Origin of the sequence: Sphingomonas phoenicis (assembly GCF_047238005.1) — a bacterium.
Classification (GTDB): Bacteria; Pseudomonadota; Alphaproteobacteria; order Sphingomonadales; family Sphingomonadaceae; genus Sphingomonas.
The window spans coordinates 3,553,513-3,572,471 of sequence record NZ_JBDFMC010000002.1 but is presented as its reverse complement, the minus strand read 5'-3'; the positions used below and the strand labels follow the sequence as shown (position 1 = coordinate 3,572,471).

The following is an 18,959-nucleotide window of genomic DNA, read 5'->3' as shown; positions in this document are numbered from 1 at the left end:
ATGCGCTCGATCAGTCCATGCGTTGCCGCCGCCGTGTGGCTGGATCGTTCCGCAGGCCTAGAATGCCGTAGGGCGGAATGCCGATCTTGCTGATTTAGTTCGCGTCGGTGGCGCCCGCCGGCTGCGGCGGGATAACAGGGATGTAGGAAAAGGCTTCGCTCCGATCTCGAAGGGCCCGAGGATTGCCGCCTCAAGCGCCGGCGGGGTGACAGCCGGGCGTTCCTCAATCGTGCTGCGTAGGAACTTGACCGCGGGATCGGCGATCACCTTTTCGATCGCGACGTCGGCCTGCTTGGCGGCCTTTCCAGGGCCGTCCTGCGATTGAGCCTGCGATGGCGCACGGCGGCAGCGAAACGGCGGCGTACCTGCCGGGCTGACGCCGTAGCCTGAAAGCGTGCCGGACAAATGCCAGACAATTATCTCACCCCGAATCTTCAATTCAATTTCATACAGCCGGCTCTTCAATCCGCAGCAGGACGACGCCGTGCGGGGGTATCCGAAAGCGCGTGGCAGCCGGTACGATCCTGTCCGACCAGATGTCGCGCACCATCGCGATGCTCCGCCCCCCGGCGTCGGCGGGCAGCGCGCTGGCTGTCGCCGCACGCTTGCCGCGATTAAAGAGTGCTACCGCCACCGATCCATCGTTGAGGTCCTTGCGCCAAACCTCGACATCGCCAGCCTTTCGCACCAGCCCTCCCTGCACGCCGGCAGGGTCTTGGTCGATCGCCAGCACGTCGCGATTGGTCAGCAATCGCAGCGCCGCCGGCGTGGTCCGGCGCAGGTCGTGTCCCATGATCAGCGGCGCAGCCTGCATCGCCCAGAGAGTCATGTGGGTGCGATACTCGTCGTCGCTCATCCCGCCATTGCCGATCTCCAGCATGTCGGGATCGTTCCACGCGCCAGGCCCGGCGGGCGCGAACTTCGGGTTACGGGTGAAGCCGATGTCCGACATGGTGGCATAATCGTCGGTGATGTCGCCGGTCGTGCGCCACAAATGTCCTCCGACCTGCCGTCCCCAGCGTGATACGCTGAAGCGGCCATATTCGCACAGCGAGTAGATGATCGGGCGACCGGTCGCCTTCAGCGCGGCGCCCATCTGGTAGTAGGTGCGCTGCACGCTATCGGCATCGGCGTAGAACCACTCGCCCGAACACAGGTCGTACTTCACATAGTCGACACCCCAAGCGGCGAAGCTGCGCGCGTCCTGCTCGACATGGCCATAACTGCCCTCATACCCCGCGCAGGTGCGTGGCCCGGGCGAGGTATAGATGCCGAGCTTCAGTCCCTTGCCATGGACGTATTCGGCGAGCGCCTTCATGTCGGGGAACTTGGCGTTGGGCTGGAGCACGCCTTCGCGGTCGCGCGTGCCCTGCCAACCGTCGTCGATGTTGATGTAGCGATACCCGGCGTCGCGCAGCCCGCTGGACACCATCGCATCCGCCATGGCGCGGATGGTGGCGTCGTCGATATGCTCGGCGAACCTGTTCCAGCTCGACCAACCCATCGGCGGCGTCCGCGCCAGATTGTCGGGCGGCAGCGTGCCGAGCGGCGGCAGCGCGGGCGCCGGGCGGAAGGCGCGGCGCGCCACCTCTGCATCGGTGCCGGGGCGGCCGGTCTGCTTCAGGTCGGCATGCCAGATCCCGCCCTCCAACCTGACCATGCCGCCGGCGAAGCGAGCGATCCAGCGGCGCGTCGGATGCGCCGGATCGTTCAGGTTGCGGGTGTCGAAGACCAGGGTGTCGCCGGTTCGCCGCGAATTCAGCATCGGAATGGTGCCGTACCAGGTCGTGGTGATCGCACCGCTCGGATTAGCGCCGTCAGCCACCTGCATCATCGTGACGCCCGGATAAGATGGACCATCGTCGAACAGCCACGTCTCTGCCGAGGCAGCATGAGCAGCGAACAAGACAGAGAGAAGCATGGCAGCTACGGCAGCGAGAGCCTGCCTTGCCGATGTATACGTGCCTTGCCCGATCATCGGCGAACTCCCTTGTCAGATCCCGCTTCACAATTATACGGTATACCAGGAATGCCAAGGGGATTGCTGTTGCTCAGAAACAGGTCGATGTTGTCGACGGTTGCGGCGGTGTGGCTCGCGGCGACGGCTGCGGTTGCGGCTCCCCCAACCGACGCCGGATCGGCCACCGCCTATGCCGCGCGGGTGATCGGGCCGCCGCCGCCATCGGCGAAGCTCGACCCCTTCTATCAGCGGTACGTCGATGCCGAGGGCGTTCCGATCGCATCCTCGGCGGCGGTGCCGGACGCGGCGCTGCTGGCGGCACGCGACATCGCGGTCGCGATGCTGGCCGAGCGACCCGACCTGCGCCGCGCAATGATCGCCACCGGCTTCCGCGTCGCGATCATGGCCGAGGCCGAGGGTACGGTCGACCTGCCCGAACAGCGGGACTGGAAGAAGCCGACGATCGATGACGAACGGCTGACCATCTGCGAGCGCAAGCATTACGCGAAGCGGATCGGCAGTCTGACCGACCGCGAATACTGGAACGGTCGTGCGCGGGGAATGGGCGGCCTGCTGACCAGCGCGGCGACCGAGAACCTGCTCGGCGTACCCGGCACGCGCTATTTCGGCGAGAACATCTTCGTCCATGAATTTTCTCATGCGATCCTGGAAGCGGCGCACCAGGTCGATCCGGCACTCTATGCCAGGGTCGAGCGCGCCTACGCGTCGGCGATGCAACGGGGCATGTGGAAGGGTGAATATGCGGCGGTGACGATCGACGAATATTGGGCAGAAGGCACGCAGACTTGGTTCAATTCCAACAAGGTGGCGGTCGTCGACGGTCGTCGCATCCTATCCGATGCGGAACTGGCCGCGTATGATGTCGCGCTCTACAATGGACTGAGCGAGGTCTATGGCACGCGCCACCGTCTGCCGGGCGACGTATATTTCCAGCACCCCGCACGCGTACCGCCCGGCCCCCTGCCCCAATCGACCGCCGAGGTCTGCTGACCAGTCGTCAGCCGCAATCCGCGATCGGCGTCACAGGGGGCGGCGGCGCCGGCCGTGGGCGCGGCACGAGCGCCTCCCACTCCTGCACCGCCAGTCCGGCATGACGACCGGATCGACCCGACGCCACGAAAGTCGCGCGCAGGCAGCGGGTGGTGATCGGGCGGAAGCGGACGGATTGCCACACATCGGCAGCGATGTTGTAGGCGGTCGCGCCTGGCACCGGCTTCCACCCGCCATCCCAATAGTCCAGCCGCCACGATGCCGGCGGGGCGACACCCTCGTCCGCCCCGGCCGGGTGATCCGCCCAGAAACGAATGCGGCTGCCGTCGAGCGTCACCGGCCGTGCCCAGCGATACTCGATCCACTGGCGTGGCGGATTGTCAGGCGTCCAGCTGCCCCACAGATCGGGGGGCAGAGGTGCGGCCTTGACGATGCCGTCGTTCAGTGCCCTGATCCAGTACTGCACCGGGATCGGCGCGTTCGAGGCGTGCGCCTCGGCAGCGGCGGCGACGTTGCGGGTAGGGCCAGCGGGCGGCGCCGGCCGGCGCGTCGGCATGACCGGCCGGATCGCGGGCGGCGATACGCTGTCGTCCCACTCCATCCGATCGAGCGCGACGCTGCGCCGGAAATGACCTCCGCCGACCGCGTCGGCCGTGTGATAGGCGAGATACCACTGCCCCTTGAACGCGACTGCCCCGGGATGGCTGGTGGTCGAGCTGACCGGCTTCAGTACCGTGCCGCGATATGTCCACGGTCCGAGCGGTGACGACGCCGTGCCATAAGCGATGCAGGCATGGTAAAGCGCAGGCGTGCAGCGCGAGTCCGGCCCGACATTATTGCCGGCATACAGCATGTAATAGGTGCCCCGCCGCTTCATCAGCCACGGCGCCTCGAAGAAGCCGGTCAGGGTGTCGACGACGATCTCCGACCCCTTGGGCGTGACCATGTCGGCGGCCAGTTCGATCCCGCGCAGTTGCCCGAACGTGCCCCAGTAGAGATATGCCCGGCCATCGTCATCGACCAAGACGGTGGGATCGATGTTCTGGATGGTGTTGGCGACCGGAACCGTCTGCGACACGATCGGGCCGCCGGGGTGCGCGTCGCGCCAGGGACCGGTGACGCGGTCGGCCACCGCAACGCCGATCGCAAAGCGGTCCTCGGCCTTGCTGTCCCGCTGCAGCACGGGAGCGTAGAGATAGAAGCGGCCGTCACGTCCCTTCACGATCTGCCCGGCATAGGCGCGCCCCGGCTCCGCCCAGGCGAACACCGCCTCCGGCCGGGCGATGGCGGGATAGTGCGTCCACCGGCCGGACGCCGGATCACGCGCCGATAGCAGCTGCCACTCCTTCATGATGAAGTCGTTGACGTCGGCGGGTGCCTCGTCACGCCCTGCCAGGATCCACAGCGTGTCGCCATCGACGATGGGGGCAGGATCGGTCGAGTAGTATCGCCCGTCCGCCAGTATCGGGTTGCCCGGCGCGGTTACCGGCGTACCCGTCTGCGCGGTCGCGGCGGCGGACAGGAATGCGGCGGCGAAAGCGGCCGTTGCGAGTGGGTTCACCGTGTCTCTCCTGCCTTGGCCGCCAGCAAGCGGGCGCCGAACACCGGTCCGGCGGTCTGCCCGTCATGGGGCACGATGCGGATGCGCAGCGCCGCCTTGCCGCGGGTCAGCGCCAGGGGCAGCGCATAGTCGACATCGACGAACTTGCCCGGCGTCTCGCCCTTCAGCTGCTCGCTCGCCACCTTCACATCGTCGACCAATATGTCGAAGCCACGATTGCGGTCCTCCCCCCAATAGGTCGCCTGGAGAATCAGCGGGCCTTGACGCGTCTTCAGCGTGAACGCCATATACCCGCCCGATCGGACATCGCGGCCGTTGCGCCCGCGATAGCTGACCGGCCACGACTGTTCGCTTTCCAGATCATGATCGCGTTCCGGCTGCATCTCGCCGAAATGCATGATGTCGATCGAGCGCGCTGCCACGTCCTTCTGCCGTTGCTGCTCGGCGGCGAACGCTGCCTCTTCAAACCGCCACTCCGCCTCGGTGAAACGACGGAAATAGACGGCGCTGCGGCGGTCATACTGCCGATAGAAGGGCACGAAGCGCAGGTCGGCGGGCCGGATCACCCCGCGCGTGTCATAGCTGGCGGGCGATGCCGCGGGGATGAAGCCCGCCAGCGGCGCGTCGCCAACCAGCGCGGGCTCGATCCCGGTCCAGGCGGCGTCCGCCGCTCCCAGATCGGCCGCCATCACCAGCGGTCCGCGCAGGATCGCGACGGGACCGCCGCCTTGCGCCGCCTCCGTCCTCAGATCGAGCGGCAGGGTGATCGCGATGGTGTCGCCTTCCTTCCAGCGGCGCTCCACCATCGCATAGCCCGCGCGCCGCACGGCAGTTACCGCCTTGCCGTTGACCGTCACCATCTCCCGACCGGCAGCCCAGCCGGGTATGCGCAACGCCACGGCAAAGCGACCGGGGCGGCCGAGTGCCGTGAAGGCAAGCTGCGCGTCGGAGCCATAGGGATACGCGGTCTCGAGCGTCACGACCGCCCGCTGCCGCGCCCATTTCGCCTGGGCGGGGATGTAGAGGTTCACCATCAGCATCGATCCGCTTTCCCAGAAGATCGAGTCGCCATGCTTGGCATGTGCTTCCATGCCGCTTCCGCCGCAGCAGACGAAGCCCTCCTCGCCTGCCGGCGCATATTCACGCGCTGCGCCCGACAGCATCGGCGTGAAATAGGTGAAGCCGCGATTGCGCGGATTGATTTGCGACAGCGTGTGGTTGAGGTGTGCGCGCTCGTAATAGTCGAACAGCGCTCCGTCCGGTGCCCAGCTGAACAGCTGCCGCGTCAGCTTCAGCATGTTGTACGTATTGCAATGCTCGCACGTCGCCTCGCTCAGCGCGCCGGCGATGCGATCGGGTCCGAAGAAATACTCGCGGTCTGCGTCGCCGCCGATGGCATAGCTGTGATGTTCCGTGACCCGGTCCCAGAAGAAGTGCGCGGCGGTGCGGTACTTCTCCTGCCCGGTCAGCTCCCACAGGCGCGCCGACCCGACCAGCTTGGGCACCTGGGTGTTGGCGTGGAAACCGGCGAGCTTGTCCTCCCGTGCCGCCAGCGGATCGAGCACGCGGCGATCCCAGATCCGCTCGGCCACCTTCAGCCAGCGCGGGTCCTTGGTACGCGCATACAATTCCGCATAGCTCTCGTTCAGGCCGCCATATTCGCAGCCCAGCACCGCCTGCATCTGCGCGTCGTCGAGTGCTGCGAAGACCCGCTCGAAATAGGTAGCCAGGCCGATCAGGACTACCAGGGCCTGGCGGTTGCCCCACGCTTGATGGACGTCGAGCAGACCCGCGAACAGCTTGTGCACGGTGTAGAGCGGCGACCAGGAGCCATTGAGATCGAACCCGCCTGACCGGATCTCGCCGCGCATGATCTCCGGGAAGATTTCTTCCCCGTCGACGATCCCACTTTCGCCCTTACGCTTGCGGCCGAGCGCACCGACATAGCCAGTGCTACGCTTCGCCTGCGCCAGGGCGAGTTCCGCCACGATATACTCGGCCCGACGCCGACATTCGGGATCGCCGACCTGGGCGTGCATCAGGGTCAGCGCGGTCAGATAATGGCCCAGCGTATGACCCGCGAGGGAGTCGCTCTCCCAACCGCCATAGATATCCGCCTTGGGTTCCAGCCCGGCATATTTGCGGAAATTGTGCAGCAGCCGGTCGGCGCTGAGACCCAGCAGATACTGGTGATTGGCCTCTACAGCAGTCGCGAAATCGGACGGCATGAGGCGGACATCTGCAAGCGGAATCGGATGGGCCGGCGGTATCGATCCAACGTCCACCAGCGTTGCGGCACGAAGCGTACGCGGCATCATCGCCGCTGCGACCAGCGCGCTGCCGCCGGACATCAACGTTCGTCGAGCAATCGGACCAGCCAGCATAACACCCCTCCGCTTCCGCCTTATACTCGGACAAACTACTTTTGTATACGATATTACACTAGCGCGGCCGAGTGCGTGGCGATCAAGGATAAAAGGCTGATGTTACTGCCTCTTCACGAATCGCCTTGAATGCTTGGATAATCCGCCGCGCCTCGGCTGAAGGTTTTCGAAAACGTTCGAGACATGTCCAATCCGGCTCACCAGCCACATCAGTGATCCGCTCCTGATCGCACCGCCCGGCCGGTGTTCGCCGCCCGGAACAGCCCCGCTCCACTGTCAGCCGCGACCAAGGTCCGGCCTTTACCGACCGCGATCGCGGTGCGCATAGCGGCGTGGCGATCGTCCCCGATCCAGTCCGCTATTACTCCGGTGAGGCATGACATGCGCAACCCGATCATCGTCGCAGCCGCCCTCCTGACGGCCGGCGCGGCACCCCCGGCCTCCGGGCCCCCATCCGCCGCACCGACCGTCCGGATCGACACCGGCATGCTGCGCGGTGACAGCGAGGCGGGCGTGATCGCGTTCAAGGGCATTCCCTTCGCCGCGCCGCCCGTCGGGCAATTACGCTGGCGGGCGCCGCAGCCGGCCGCCGCCTGGGCCGGGGTGCGCGATGCGACGCGGTACGGGCACGACTGCATGCAGCTGCCCTTCCCCAGCGACGCCGCGCCGCTCGGCACGCCGCCGGCGGAGGATTGCCTGTACGCCAATGTCTGGAAACCCGCCGGCGCGGCGGCGAAACTGCCGGTGCTGGTGTGGATCTATGGCGGCGGGTTCGTCAACGGCGGCTCGTCGCCGCCGACCTATACCGGGGCCGAGCTGGCGAAGCGCGGCATCATGGTCGTCAGCTTCAACTACCGGCTGGGCCGCTTCGGCACCTTCGCGCATCCGCAGCTGACCCGGGCCGATGCGGATGGCGGCCGACTGGCGAACTATGGCTATATGGACCAGCTGGCGGCGCTTCGCTGGGTCCGGCGCAACATCGCCGCATTCGGCGGCGATCCGGCCAATGTGACGATCATGGGCGAGAGCGCGGGCGGCATGTCGGTCCACGCGCTGCTCACCTCGCCCCTGTCCCGCGGCCTGTTCCACAAGGCGGTGATCCAGTCCGGCGGTCCCGGCGCGACGCCCGGCCCCTCGATCGCCGACGCGGAAGCGATCGGAACCGCCTTCGCCCGGTCGAAGGGGATCGCCGCCGACGATCCGCAGGCGCTGGCGAAGCTGCGCGCGCTGCCTGCCGACGCGGTGGTCGACGGGCTCAACCTGGCCTCGATGGCGCCGCGGCCCGGCGCACCTCTCACCTACAGCCGCCCGGTGGTCGACGGCCGTATCGCGGTCGATCCCGTCGCAGCCTATCGCAGCGACCGGTTCGCCCATATGCCGGTGATGCTGGGCGCCACCAGCAACGATATCGGCGGCGCCGACGGCTACATGATCGGCGGCGCGCGCGACATGGCCGCGCTGCTCGCGGCGAAGGGCGTGCCGACCTATTACTATCGCTTCTCCTACGTCGCGACGTCGGTGCGCACGCCCGACACGAAGGGCGCGGGCCACGCCACCGACATCCCGTTCTTCTTCGACACCGCGGCGATCAAGTATGGCGCGCAGACGACGGCGGCGGACCGGTCGGCGGGGCGGACGGCCAGCACTTACCTCGTCGCCTTCGTCAAGCAAGCCCGGCCGGAGGGCGCCGGCCTGCCCGCCTGGCCGCGCTACACCGCCGCGTCGCGCCCGATGCTCGACCTGGACACGGACGGCGGCGCCCGGCTGGTCGCCGACACCGCGCCCGCCGGCCCGCGCTGACGGTTGCGAGACATGATCAGGTACGGGGCCGCGGCCCTTCTCGCCGTGCTCGCACTCCCGGCGTCGACAGTGACCGGGCAGTCGATCGAGCAGGCGACCGCCATCGCCGGCCCGCCCGCCGCCACACCCCAGCGCCTGTCGCTCGGCCCCCTGCCCCGCCCGACCGGCAAGCGCATCGCCCTGTTCGACGGGCGGACGCTGGACGGCTGGACGCCGTGGCTCGGCTATGACGATCCGGCGCTGACCTATCGCTCAGATCCCGGCCGCGCGCCGATCGGCACCGGCCGCCGCGCCGGCGACTTTGCCGTGCGGCGGATCGACGGTGGCGGCGCGATCCGGATCGAGGGCCGTACCTGGGGCAGCCTGGTCCACCGGGCCGACCTGCGCGACTATCACCTGCGCCTGCAATATCGCTGGGGGCCGCAGCGCTGGGCGCCGCGTACGGACCAGCCGCCCAACAACGGTCTCCTCTATCACACGCACGGCCGGCCCGGCACGGTGTTCGGCACGTGGCAGCCATCGGTCGAGTTCGAGATCATGAAGGGGGCGACCGGCATGGCCGTGGTCGTCGGCAGCGACGTGCGCGCACGCACCACCGTCACCGCCGATCCGTCGCTGATCGCCCCGCACCTCCGCTTTCGCGTCGGCGGGCGGCGGATCGACATGATCAACGGCACCCCCACCTGGAACGTCGAGGCCGCGACCGATGCGGAGCGGCCGATCGGCGAGTGGAACACGCTGGACCTGTACGTCGTCGGCGACCGCGCGGTGCATGTCGTGAACGGCACGCCGGTGGCCGCGGTCGAGGATCTGGCGACGATCGCACCCGACGGCAGCCGCCGCCCGCTGACCCACGGGCACATCCAGCTTCAGTCCGAGGGGGCGGAGACCTGGTTCCGGGCGATCACCGTCGAGCCGATCCGCAGCCTGCCGGCGATCATCGTCGGGGGCGGCTGAACCGCCCCGGTCCGGTCAGGCCGCCCAGGCGTCCCGGTCGTCCGCCTGCGCGATCAACGCCAGCCCGCTCGCGATCGAGGTCAGCTCGCCGCCGCTCTCGATCCGCCCGGCCCCGAACCGGCGGGTGAAGATCGAGCGGACCGCCGGGACCAGCGATGTACCGCCGGTCAGGAACACGCGGTCGATGTCCTCCGCCCCGACGCCGGCCGCGGCGAGCGCCCGGTCGACCGTCGCGGCGATCCGGCCCAGATCGTCGGCGATCCACCCCTCGAACTCGGCGCGGGTCACCGCCGCCTCGATCGCGATATCGCCTCCCTCGAACGCGAACGTCGCCGCATCGGTATCGGACAGCGCCCGCTTCAGCCGGCCGACCGCGTCGTAGAGCGCGAAGCCCAGTTCCTGCTCGATCAGCGCGATCATCCGCCCGACCGCCGCCGGATCGACGGCGCTGCGGCGCAGCCGATCCAGTTCGGCCAGCGTCCGGCGGTTGCGCATCATCGCCAGCTTCGACCAGTCGGCCACGTCGGCGAAATAGCCGCCGGGGATGTCCAGCACCTTGTCGAACGATCGGTACTGGCCACCCTTCCCCAGGAACGGCAGCACCAGCTTGTCGACGATCCGCGCGTCGAACCGGTCGCCGGCCAGCCCGATACCCGCATGGCCCAGCGGCACGCAGCGCCGCTCCGCACCGGGCGCCGCGACACGCACCACCGAGAAGTCGCTGGTCCCGCCGCCGAAATCGGCGACCAGCAGCGTCGTCGGCTCGGTCAGCCGTACGGCATGGCCATAGGCGGCGGCGAGCGGTTCGTAGACATAGCGTACCTCGCCCGCGAAGCCGGCGAACATCGCGTCGTACCGCGTCCGCGCCAGCGCCTCGTCGGGCCGCGATCCCGCCCAGGTGACCGGCCGCCCGACCACCAGTCGGTCGATGCCCTCCAGCGCGCGCCCGGCATGGCCCGCCAGCTTGCCGAGGAACAGCTGCCCCAGTTCCTCGAAGCGGTACCGCTTGTCGAATACCGGTGCGCTGTCGAACGACGCGCTCGCCGCGACCGACTTGAACGACTGAAGGAAACGGCTGTCGGCGGGAAACTCCAGATACTCGCGGATCGCCGCGGCCCCCGCCTCGACCGCGATGCCACCGCGCACCTCCTCGTCGTGCCAGAAGCACAGCGCGGTGCGGAACACCGCGTCGCGGTCGTCCATCCGCACCAGCGCGGCCTCGTCGCCACCGGCTGCGGCGATCGCCGCGACGGTGTTGGTGGTGCCGAAATCCAGGCCGACGGCCCGGCCAGTGGTCGCGATCATGGGTCGGGTCCGGGCAAGCGGGCGGGCCGGTGGCCTTATCGTCCGCCGCGATACGCGTCGAGCCGCCTTCGCAGGCGGGGAAACATGATCGGTGTACTTGGCGGCGCGCCCGGAACAGTCCAGGCGGGTCGGATGAAGGTCTTCCTGGATTTCGAGGCATCGTCGCTGTCCGATCGCAGCTATCCGATCGAGGTGGCGTGGGTGTTCCAGGACGGTCGCTCCGAAAGCCACCTGATCGCACCGGCGCCCGACTGGACCGACTGGGATCCGGCGGCGCAGGCGATCCACGGCATCGATCGCGCGTTGCTGCTGGATCAGGGCGAGCCGCACGATGCGGTCGCCCGCCGGATGGTCGAGGCGCTGACCGATCACGAGCTGTTCGCCAGCGCGCCATCGTGGGACGGCAAGTGGCTCAGCCACCTGTTGCGCAGCGCCGACATCCCGCGCCACAGCCTGCGGCTGCGCGACACCGACGATGCCCTGCGCGATACCTGTGCCGAGATCCTGCGCCCCGTGCTGCCGGCGGCCCGGCTGGATGTCGAGATCCACAACATTATCGCCCGCGCGACCGCCGCCAGGGGCGATCGCCCGGCGCACCGTGCGCTCGCCGATGCCATGGCCGAGTACGAGACTTGGGCCCGCGCACGGCAGGCCGCACGCGAGCTGATCCAGTTGTCCGGGTGATATCCGCCGGCGGCGGCGGTCAGCCGGCCGCCACCGTTGCGCGGTCCAGCTCCGCCAGTTCCCCCGTCTCGCGCCCTTTCCGGCCATAGAACAGCTCGAACAGTGGGCTGGCCATCATCGTCGTCACGATCGCCATCAGCACCAGCATCGAGAACAGGGTCGGCCCGATGATCCCCTTCTGCAGGCCGATGTTGATGATGATCAGCTCCATCAGCCCGCGCGAGTTCATCAGCGCGCCGATGCCCAGCGCGGTCCGGTTGTCCTCGCCCGACAGCCGCGCCGCCAGGTAACAGGCGCCACCCTTCGCCAGCACCGATGCGACCAGGATGCCCAGCGCGATCAGCAGCAGCGACCCGGAATTGACCATGTCCATCCGCGTGTTCAGCCCCGAATAGGTGAAGAACATCGGCAGCAGCAGCACGACCGTCAGCGGCTCCAGCTTGCGCTTCAGCTCGGTGGTCAGCAGCCCGCGCGGCATCACCGCGCCCAGGATGAAGCCGCCGAAGATCGCGTGGATGCCCACCACGTCCATCAGGAACGCCGACAGGCAGAAGGCGATCATCACGAACGCGAACGCGCTCAGGCTCATCTGCCCTTCCCGCTCCACCATCCGTGCGATCGGCGCCAGCAGCCGCGGCCCCGCCAGGATCACGAACGCCGCCCAGGCCAGCCCGCCGCCGATCGCCAGGATCGCGACGCCGGCGCCCCCGCCGAACGTCGCCAGCACGATCGCCAGCACGCACCACGAACACGCATCGTCGAACGCGCCCGCAGTCAGCGACAGCGTGCCGAGCGACGAATCGGCCAGCCCGCGCTCGTTGATGATCCGCGCCAGCATCGGGAACGCCGTCAGCGCGATGCACGCGCCCAGGAACAGCGTCGCGTTGGTCTGGCTGATTCCCGCGGTGAACAGGCCGGGTACGGTCAGCAGCAGCGGGGTGATCAGCACCGCGATCGCGAACGGCGCCGCGATCCCGGCCAGCGACACCATCGACGCCGCCCGCGCCTTCGACCTGAAATGATCGAGGCGCAGCGTGGTGCCGACCAGGAACATGTAGAGCCCCACGCCCAGCTGCGCCCCGGCATAAAGGACGTTGCGCGTCTCCTTGGGAAAGATCGCGCCCTGCACGCCGGGGAACACCAGCCCCAGCAGCGACGGGCCCAGCAGGACGCCGGCGATCATCTCCCCCACCACCTGCGGCTGGCCGAGGAACTTCTGCCCCAGCCAGCCGACCACGCGACAGGTGACGAGGATGACGGCCAGCTGCAGGAAGAAATGGATGCTGAAGTCACCCGGCGCATAGCTTTGCGCCGCCGCCTGCACCGCCGGACCGTGCGGCGACAGCACGCCCGCCGCGGTCGTCGTCAGGCTGTCCCACCACTCTTCCACGATCGTCCCTCCCCTTCGCCCGCTTCGTCGCCGCGATGCAGTGGCGTACGTGCGCCAGTTGCCCGCGACCACTGGCCATCTATGGCGCTGCGATAGCGCGCACCACGCGTAAGGACCAGACCGCAGGCCGGTCGGATCGGGCGACGGGGGGATCGACCGTCGCTTTCGCCCGGCGGCTCGATCGGGCAGAGGAAGGCGATGTCCGATACCGCCCCCTTCGATGGTACCACCGCCGGCTGGATGACCCCCGACGACCATGTCGTGATCGTCGGTGGCGGGTTCAGCGGGACGCTGATGGCGGTCAACCTGATCCGCTATGGCGGCCCCCGCGCGACGCTGGTCGAGCGCGCGCCCGACCGGCTCGGCCGCGGCGTCGCCTATGGCAGCGCGCATCCGGGCCAGCTGTTGAACGTCCGGGCCAGCGGCATGAGCGCGTTTCCGGACGATCCCGGCCACTTCACCCGCTGGGCCGCCGAGCGGGGCCACGGGGCGGCCGGCGATTTCGTCGCCCGCACCACCTACGGCGCCTATCTTCGCGACACGCTGGCCTCGGTCCGCGCCGCCGCGCCGGACCGGCTGGCGGTGATCGCGGGCGAGGCGGTGGCGATCGACCGCCGCGACGGCGGCCGGATCGCCGTCGATCTTGCCGATGGCCGGGTGCTGGCCGCCGATGCGGTGGTACTGACCCTCGGCAACCTGCCGCCGCACCCGCCCGCCGGTCTCGATCCCGCCGCGCTGTCACCGGGCATCTATCAGGACGATCCGTGGCGCGGCGACGTCGCGGCGGGGCTGGCGCCGGGTGACGGCGTCCTGCTGGTCGGCACCGGGCTCACCGCGATCGACATGGCGCTATCGCTCGACGCCGCCGGTTTCGAGGGGACGATCCTCGGCCTGTCGCGGCGCGGCCTGTCGCCCCGCGCGCATGTCGATGGCGCCCCGCCCGCCGCCGGGTCGGGCGACCCGCCCGATTCACCCCTCTCCCATCTCGTCGCGCAGGTGCGTCGCACCGCCGCGGCGGAGGGCTGGCGCGCGGCGGTGGACGCGCTGCGACCGATCACGCAGCGCTGGTGGGCACGCGCCGACACCGCGATGCGGGCCCGCTTCCTGCGCCATCTGCGGCCGTGGTGGGACGTGCATCGCCATCGCCTCGCCCCGCCGGTCGCCGCCCGCATCGATGCGATGGTCGCGGCCGGGCGGCTGCGCTTCGTGGCGGGCAGGATCCTGTCGGTCGCCCCCCATGCGGACGGTGCCTGCGTCACCTGGCGCCCGTGCGGCGACGATGCCGCATGCGAGACGGTCGTCCGCCGCATCGTCAACTGCACGGGGCCGCAGGGCGACGTGCTCCGCTCTGCCGAGCCACTGCTCCGGCGGCTGGTCGCGGACGGGCGGATGCGCCCCGATCCGCTTCGCCTGGGCATCGACATCGACGCCGACTCGCGCATCGTCGACGCGGCCGGCACGCCCCAGCCCGATCTGTTCTGCATCGGGCCGATGACGCGCGGCAGCTTCTGGGAGATCGTCGCCGTTCCCGACATCCGCCGCCAGTGCGCCGATCTGGCCCGCCGCCTGTCCAACGCCCACTGGGTCGGCGAAGGACTGTAGGCAGCCTTGCGGAAACGGAGGCGCCCCGCGGCGCCCCCGCCTCTCCGTTATGCCAGCGTGCGCACGTCCGGCTCGCGCGCGTAGAAGCGTCGCTTCGCCGCCGCGACGAAGTCCGCGTCCAGCCCGGTCACCCCGTCGCCGGGCGTCACGCCCGCCTTGTCGAGGAGCGGCTGCGCCGCCTCGCTGGCCCCGATCGCCTTCAGATGGCCGAACGCGTCCATCGCGAACTGCACCGCCGCCGCTTCCTTCAGCATCGCGGCACAACCCTCCTCGGACAGCACGATCGCCACCGCGTCGAACAGCTGCGACGGCGTGCCCGCCAGCTGCCCGTCCGCCTTGCGCTTGCTGCCGTCAGCCAGCGTCGCACCGCCGACCCTGGGAGAGACCAGCACCGGCTTGCCGCCCGCCGCATCCACCGCCGCGACCACCGCGTCGATCGCGGTACCGTCGCTGCCGTCGGCGAACAGGATGCCGACGCTGCGCCCCTCCAGCGTGTCCTTCATGTTCTTGTGGATCGACAGCGCGTCCGACGGCGCCATGTCGACCGGCGCCCGCGCCGCCTCCGCCCGCTCGGGCAGGTCGATGCCCAGCCCGTCGGCCACCCGCTTGGCCAGATCCTCGTCGACGTTGCGCAGGTTCGCCACCATCCGCGGCGGCACCTGATCCAGCAGCCCGACCTTGGACAGCTCGAACACGAAGGACGAGGCGATGTGCGCCTGCTCGCTTTCCGTCTGCGACCGGTAGAACAGCCGCGCCTGGCTGTAATGATCGGCGAACAGGTCGGCACGGATGCGCAGCTTGTCGCCCTGCTCGTCCGGCCCGGTCGCCGCGTTCACCGTCGCGAAGCCGCGCGTCACGCTCTCGCGCGGGCCGCCATCCTCGCCGTGGGCAGCCAGGCTGTTGGGCTCGTAGTTCGCCCGCCCCTTCGGCACCTGCGTCTGCATCTTGCCGTCGCGCTGGAAATTCCCGAACGGGCAGCGCGGAGCGTTGATCGGGATCTGGTGGAAGTTGGTCGTCCCCAACCGCGAGTTCTGCGTGTCCAGATAGCTGAACAGCCGCCCCTGCAGCAGCGGATCGTTCGAGAAATCGATGCCCGGCACGATGTTCGTCGGCAGGAACGCGACCTGCTCGGTCTCCGCGAAGAAATTGTCGACGTTGCGGTCCAGCGTCAGCGTGCCGATGATCCTGACCGGTACGTCGTCTTCCGGGATAAGCTTGGTCGCGTCGAGCACGTCATAGGGCTGCGCCTCGGCAAACTCCTGGTCGAACACCTGGATGCCCAGCTCCCACTCGGGGAACGCGCCGGTATCGATCGCCTCCCACAGGTCGCGCCGCTGATAATCGTTGTCCGCGGCCTGCAGCTTCAGCGCCTCGTCCCAGATCGTCGACTGCAGCCCCAGCTTGGGCTTCCAGTGGAACTTGACGAACGACGCCTTGCCCTCCGCATTCACCAGCTTGAAGGTATGGACGCCGAACCCTTCCATCGTCCGGAAACTGCGCGGCAGCGTCCGGTCAGACATCGCCCACATCAGCATGTGGGTCGTCTCGGGCATCAGGCTGGCCCAGTCCCAGAAGGTGTCGTGCGCGCTGCCCGCCTGCGGATAGGCGCGGTCCGCCTCCATCTTCACCGCATGGACCAGGTCGGGGAACTTGATCGCATCCTGGATGAAGAAGACAGGGATGTTGTTGCCGACCAGGTCCCAGTTGCCCTCCTTGGTGTAGAATTTCACCGCGAAGCCGCGCACGTCGCGCGGGGTGTCGACCGACCCGGCGCCACCGGCAACCGTCGAGAAGCGGACGAACACCTCGGTCTTCTGGCCCTTCGCGAACACCGCGGCCCTCGACAGGTCGCTGATGTCGGCGGTCGCCTCAAACGTGCCGTGCGCGCCCGATCCGCGCGCATGGACGATCCGCTCGGGGATACGCTCGTGGTCGAAGTGGAAGATCTTCTCGCGCAGCACGAAGTCCTCGAGCAGCGTGGGCCCGCGCGCGCCGGACTTCAGGCTGTTCTGGTTGTCGCTCACGGGCACGCCGTGATTGGTGGTCAGCACCGCCGCGCCCTCGCCATCGGCACGCTGGTGCGGCTCGCCGCCATTGCCGGTCACTGTCGCTGTATCGCTCATGGGAAATCCTGGATCGAAGGGGTGTACCCGCGACCAACGAGCGCCGGCCCTGATCGGCCCACTTGCGATCGATTATCATGGCGGTCGGCCCGGCGGATCGGGATCGCCTTCGCGCCACAAGCATTTCCCGCCCCGATGACCGACCGGAACACGCCTGCCTCCGAACCGCATGAACCGGCGCGCGCCCTGCTCGACGCCATCGACTGGCCGGCGTCGCCGCTGGGCGATCGTGCCGGCTGGCCGCAATCGCTGCGCACCCTGATCCGGACCATGCTCGCGTCGCGCCACGGCATGATGCTGGCGTGGGGGCCGGAGCTTACCCTGTTCTACAACGATGCCTACGCCCCGTTCCTCGGCAAGCGGCATCCCTGGGCGTTCGGTCGCCCGTTCCAGCAGGTCTGGTCCGACGTGTGGGCAGAGATCGCGCCGCTGGTCGACCGTGCGCTGGGTGGCGAGGCGGTGTGGTTCGAGGATTATCACCTCGTCATGCAGCGCAATGGCTATCCCGAGGATACGTGGTGGCAATTCTCGTACAGCCCGGTGCACGACGACCGCGGCAACGTGGCCGGCATGCTCAACGTCGCCAGCGACATGACGGGCAAGGTGGTCGCCGAACGGCGGCTGCATGCGCTGAACGTCGATCTGGAACAGCGGGTGATCGCCCGCGCGATGCAGAGCGGCACCCTGTGGCAGATCAGCTCCGACCTGCTGTCGGTCATCGACATGTCGACGACCGTGATCGAGGCCGTGAACCCCGCCTGGACCGCCGCGCTCGGCTGGCAGCAAGGGGAGATCGAGGGGCGTTCCTACCTCGACTTCCTCCACCCCGACGACCGCGACGCCAGCCGCGACGCGTTCGAGCGCGTCCGCGCCGGCCAGGCGGTGCTACGCTTCGAGAACCGCTACCGCACCCGCGACGGCGAGTGGCGATGGCTGTCCTGGGTCGCCCTGCCGGAAGGAGGAAAGCTCTACTCGACCGTGCGCGACCTGACCGAGGAGAAGGCTCGCACCGCCCAACTCGAAGCCACGCAGGAGGCGCTTCGCCAAAGCCAGAAAATGGAATCGATGGGCCAGCTGACCGGCGGGGTCGCTCATGATTTCAACAATCTGCTGACGCCGATCATCGGATCGCTGGATCTGCTGGAGCGCCGCGGCGTGGGCAGCGAGCGCGAACGTCGCCTGATCGGCGGCGCCCTCGCCTCGGCAGAACGCGCGAGGACGCTGGTACAACGCCTGCTCGCCTTCGCCCGTCGCCAGCCGCTCCAGCCCGTTCCGGTCGACATCGCCGCGCTGGTCGACGGGCTGGCGGGCCTGATCGACTCCACGCTCGGCCCGCAGATCGACGTCCGCGTCGCGATCGATCCCGATCTGCCGCCCGCGATCGCCGATCCCAACCAGATGGAGATGGCGCTCCTGAACCTGGCGGTGAACGCCCGCGATGCGATGCCCGGCGGCGGCACGCTGACGATCGCCGCCACCCGGGAAAGCGTCCGTGTCGACAATCCCGACGGCGTGCCCCGCGGCCACTATGTCCGCCTGTGCGTCCGCGACACCGGCACCGGCATGGACCAGCCGACCCGGATGCGGGCGGTGGAGCCGTTCTTCTCGACCAAGGGGATCGGCAAGGGCACCGGGCTGGGGCTCAGCATGGTGCACGGGCTCGTGGCCCAGCTGGGCGGCAAGCTGATGATCGACAGCGCGCCGGACGCTGGCACCACGATCGAGCTGTGGCTACCCGTCAGCCTGGTTCCCGTCGCCGTCCCCGGCGATGCGCCGGCGACACCCGCCGCCCTGCTGGAACGCGGCACCGCGCTGCTCGTCGACGACGAGGATCTGGTCCGCATGACCACCGCCGACATGCTCGGCGATCTCGGCTTCGACGTGGTCGAGACATCGACGGCGGAGGAGGCGCTGCACCAGATCGACGGGGGGCTTGCCCCCGCCGTCGTCGTCACCGACCATCTGATGCCCGGGATGACGGGGGCCGACCTCGCCAGCCGGCTGCGCTCGCTGCGGCCCGACCTGCCGGTCCTGATCGTGTCCGGCTATGCGGAGGCGGACGGCATCGCCATCGACACCGCGCGCCTGACCAAGCCCTTCCGCAACGCCGACCTCGCCGCCAGCCTTGCCGCGATCGTACCCGGCTTCACCACCGACGACGGGGGCAAAGCCGGGGCCTGAC

Annotated in this window: 13 protein-coding genes; 6 read left to right on the top strand and 7 right to left on the bottom strand. The window is 68.9% G+C overall.

Annotated features, from left to right (window positions below; translation table 11 throughout):
* Positions 1-57: 57 nt before the first annotated feature.
* Together ABC319_RS17830 and ABC319_RS17825 are read right to left on the bottom strand one after the other, a co-directional pair.
* A complete protein-coding gene (locus tag ABC319_RS17830; RefSeq protein WP_413071506.1) occupies positions 58-465 on the bottom strand; it encodes a hypothetical protein in 408 nt (135 codons plus the stop codon).
* Positions 446-1,825: a glycoside hydrolase family 27 protein gene (locus tag ABC319_RS17825; RefSeq protein ID WP_413071505.1), complete on the bottom strand. Its 1,380-nt coding sequence runs from the start codon at positions 1,823-1,825 to the stop codon at positions 446-448. The genes ABC319_RS17830 and ABC319_RS17825 overlap by 20 nt, the downstream gene beginning before the upstream one ends.
* Before the next feature lie 240 nt (positions 1,826-2,065).
* Between ABC319_RS17825 and ABC319_RS17820 the strand changes: the two genes are divergently transcribed.
* Complete coding sequence (locus tag ABC319_RS17820; RefSeq protein ID WP_413071504.1) at positions 2,066-2,971, top strand: glycoside hydrolase; 906 nt, start codon at positions 2,066-2,068, stop codon at positions 2,969-2,971.
* 7 nt (positions 2,972-2,978) lie between these two features.
* Here the strand turns inward: ABC319_RS17820 and ABC319_RS17815 are convergent, their stop codons facing one another.
* Complete coding sequence (locus tag ABC319_RS17815; RefSeq protein ID WP_413071503.1) at positions 2,979-4,532, bottom strand: family 43 glycosylhydrolase; 1,554 nt, start codon at positions 4,530-4,532, stop codon at positions 2,979-2,981.
* Positions 4,529-6,883: a beta-L-arabinofuranosidase domain-containing protein gene (locus tag ABC319_RS17810; protein ID WP_413071502.1), complete on the bottom strand. Its 2,355-nt coding sequence runs from the start codon at positions 6,881-6,883 to the stop codon at positions 4,529-4,531. The genes ABC319_RS17815 and ABC319_RS17810 overlap by 4 nt, the downstream gene beginning before the upstream one ends.
* Before the next feature lie 414 nt (positions 6,884-7,297).
* Here ABC319_RS17810 and ABC319_RS17805 point away from each other — a divergent pair, with 414 nt between their 5' ends.
* Both ABC319_RS17805 and ABC319_RS17800 read left to right on the top strand, forming a co-directional pair.
* Complete coding sequence (locus ABC319_RS17805) at positions 7,298-8,716, top strand: carboxylesterase/lipase family protein (protein ID WP_413071501.1); 1,419 nt, start codon at positions 7,298-7,300, stop codon at positions 8,714-8,716.
* Positions 8,717-8,728: 12 nt separating this feature from the next.
* The gene (locus tag ABC319_RS17800; RefSeq protein ID WP_413071500.1) at positions 8,729-9,673 is read left to right on the top strand and encodes a 3-keto-disaccharide hydrolase; all 945 of its coding nucleotides are present in this window, start codon (positions 8,729-8,731) and stop codon (positions 9,671-9,673) included.
* Positions 9,674-9,688: 15 nt separating this feature from the next.
* On the opposite strand, the gene ABC319_RS17795 is transcribed toward ABC319_RS17800, so the two are convergent.
* On the bottom strand, positions 9,689-10,978 hold the full coding sequence (locus ABC319_RS17795) for an Hsp70 family protein (protein ID WP_413071499.1): 1,290 nt from the start codon (positions 10,976-10,978) through the stop codon (positions 9,689-9,691).
* Positions 10,979-11,110: 132 nt separating this feature from the next.
* Between ABC319_RS17795 and ABC319_RS17790 the strand changes: the two genes are divergently transcribed.
* Positions 11,111-11,662, top strand: coding sequence for a 3'-5' exonuclease (locus tag ABC319_RS17790; protein WP_413071498.1), 552 nt, complete (start codon positions 11,111-11,113; stop codon positions 11,660-11,662).
* A 19-nt stretch (positions 11,663-11,681) separates the two neighbouring features.
* On the opposite strand, the gene ABC319_RS17785 is transcribed toward ABC319_RS17790, so the two are convergent.
* A complete protein-coding gene (locus ABC319_RS17785) occupies positions 11,682-13,052 on the bottom strand; it encodes a cation:proton antiporter (protein ID WP_413071497.1) in 1,371 nt (456 codons plus the stop codon).
* A 198-nt stretch (positions 13,053-13,250) separates the two neighbouring features.
* On the opposite strand from ABC319_RS17785, the gene ABC319_RS17780 reads away from it, so the two are divergent.
* Entirely contained in the window at positions 13,251-14,654 is a 1,404-nt protein-coding gene (locus ABC319_RS17780; protein WP_413071496.1) for an FAD/NAD(P)-binding protein, read from the top strand.
* Positions 14,655-14,701: 47 nt separating this feature from the next.
* On the opposite strand, the gene ABC319_RS17775 is transcribed toward ABC319_RS17780, so the two are convergent.
* The gene (locus ABC319_RS17775; RefSeq protein WP_413071495.1) at positions 14,702-16,777 is read right to left on the bottom strand and encodes a catalase; all 2,076 of its coding nucleotides are present in this window, start codon (positions 16,775-16,777) and stop codon (positions 14,702-14,704) included.
* A 135-nt stretch (positions 16,778-16,912) separates the two neighbouring features.
* On the opposite strand from ABC319_RS17775, the gene ABC319_RS17770 reads away from it, so the two are divergent.
* The gene (locus tag ABC319_RS17770) at positions 16,913-18,958 is read left to right on the top strand and encodes a hybrid sensor histidine kinase/response regulator (protein ID WP_413071494.1); all 2,046 of its coding nucleotides are present in this window, start codon (positions 16,913-16,915) and stop codon (positions 18,956-18,958) included.
* Position 18,959 lies beyond the last annotated feature (1 nt).

Bases quoted from the DNA above. Each gene is read 5' to 3' on its own strand.
- ABC319_RS17810 (WP_413071502.1), bottom strand. From the start codon at position 6,883: ATGTCCGGCGGCAGCGCGCTGGTCGCAGCGGCGATGATGCCGCGTACG.
- ABC319_RS17805 (WP_413071501.1), top strand. From the start codon at position 7,298: ATGCGCAACCCGATCATCGTCGCAGCCGCCCTCCTGACGGCCGGCGCG.
- ABC319_RS17800 (WP_413071500.1), top strand. From the start codon at position 8,729: ATGATCAGGTACGGGGCCGCGGCCCTTCTCGCCGTGCTCGCACTCCCG.
- ABC319_RS17790 (WP_413071498.1), top strand. From the start codon at position 11,111: ATGAAGGTCTTCCTGGATTTCGAGGCATCGTCGCTGTCCGATCGCAGC.
- ABC319_RS17775 (WP_413071495.1), bottom strand. From the start codon at position 16,777: ATGAGCGATACAGCGACAGTGACCGGCAATGGCGGCGAGCCGCACCAG.
- ABC319_RS17780 (WP_413071496.1), top strand. From the start codon at position 13,251: ATGTCCGATACCGCCCCCTTCGATGGTACCACCGCCGGCTGGATGACC.
- ABC319_RS17795 (WP_413071499.1), bottom strand. From the start codon at position 10,978: ATGATCGCGACCACTGGCCGGGCCGTCGGCCTGGATTTCGGCACCACC.
- ABC319_RS17770 (WP_413071494.1), top strand. From the start codon at position 16,913: ATGACCGACCGGAACACGCCTGCCTCCGAACCGCATGAACCGGCGCGC.
- ABC319_RS17820 (WP_413071504.1), top strand. From the start codon at position 2,066: ATGTTGTCGACGGTTGCGGCGGTGTGGCTCGCGGCGACGGCTGCGGTT.